The 1,247-nt window shown below is 39.9% G+C and carries 2 protein-coding genes and 1 pseudogene; all 3 read left to right on the plus strand.

The features are described 5' to 3' along the window. Positions 1-322: pseudogene (gene tig / locus ACLTU0_RS11975) on the plus strand (trigger factor); the annotation flags it as partial. A gap of 29 nt (positions 323-351) precedes the next feature. Then, the gene (gene clpP, locus ACLTU0_RS11980; RefSeq protein WP_117964894.1) at positions 352-948 is read left to right on the plus strand and encodes an ATP-dependent Clp endopeptidase proteolytic subunit ClpP; all 597 of its coding nucleotides are present in this window, start codon (positions 352-354) and stop codon (positions 946-948) included. A gap of 14 nt (positions 949-962) precedes the next feature. Continuing rightward, positions 963-1,247 (plus strand): ClpX C4-type zinc finger protein (locus ACLTU0_RS11985; RefSeq protein WP_412322671.1); only part of this gene is annotated, 285 nt, incomplete at its 3' end.

Consider the following 1,247-nt stretch of genomic DNA (forward strand, 5'->3'; position numbering starts at 1 on the left):
ACTTTCATACCAAGGTATGAACCTTGATATGTATATGCAATATACAGGTATGACAATGGACGCTCTAAGAGCTCAATTCGCTGAACAGGCTAAGAAACAGCTAAGCGGTTCGCTTGTTCTTGAGGCAATTCAAAAGGCTGAAGGAATCGAAGCAGGTCCTGAAGAAGTTGAACTTGAACTTGTAGATATGTCAAAGAAGTACAATATGGAACTTGACAAGCTTAAGGAACTTCTTGGTGACGCTGAAAAGGAAAGCATTAAGAAAGACCTTGAAATTCAAAAGACAATCACTATGATTGTAAACAATGCACAGGTAAAATAATTTCATAATTTCGGAAAGGGATGAATAGTATGGCATTAGTACCAATGGTCGTTGAACAGACCAACAGAGGCGAACGTTCATACGATATTTATTCAAGACTGCTTGAGGACAGAATTATATTCTTGGCAGATCAGGTAACTGACGCAACGGCAAGTCTTGTTGTGGCACAGCTTTTATATCTTGAAGCAAAGGATCCTGATAAAGATATTCAGCTTTATATTGACAGCCCGGGCGGCTCGATTACTGCAGGTATGGCAATTTACGACACAATGCAGTATATAAAGTGTGACGTATCTACAATTTGTATCGGTATGGCGGCAAGTATGGGTGCATTCTTGCTTGCGGCCGGTGAAAAAGGCAAGAGATTTGCTTTGCCGAACAGTGAGGTTATGATACATCAACCTCTTATTGCCGGCGGCGGACTTAGCGGTCAGACAACTGATATTAAAATATACACAGATCATCTTGTTAATACAAAGAAGAAGATGAATGAAATTCTTGCAGAGCGTACGGGACAAACTTACGAAAAGCTTTGTGAGGATACAGAGCGTGATAACTTTATGACTGCTCAAGAGGCTAAGGAATACGGCCTTATTGATGAGGTTATTGTAAAAGCCTCTAAATAAAGGAGTATAAATATATGGACGAAAATAAACATTTCAGATGTTCATTCTGCGGAAAAACTGAACAAGAAGTAGATAAGCTTTTGTCGGGACCGGGTGTATATATCTGTAACGAATGTATAGATATGTGCAACAGTATACTTGACGGTGAATTTGAGCATAAGGGCGGATTTACGGCTACTGAACTGCCTAAGCCGAAGGAAATAAAGGCTTTTCTTGATGAATATGTTGTCGGACAGGAGGACGCAAAGAAAATTCTGTCGGTAGCGGTATATAATCATTACAAGAGAATTCTTTCCGCG

The organism is Hominilimicola sp., assembly GCF_046972485.1.
In the GTDB taxonomy this organism is placed as follows: Bacteria; Bacillota; Clostridia; order UBA1381; family UBA1381; genus Hominilimicola; species Hominilimicola fabiformis.

Coding starts and splice junctions, on each gene's coding strand:
- clpP (WP_117964894.1), top strand. CDS start 352: ATGGCATTAGTACCAATGGTCGTTGAACAGACCAACAGAGGCGAACGT.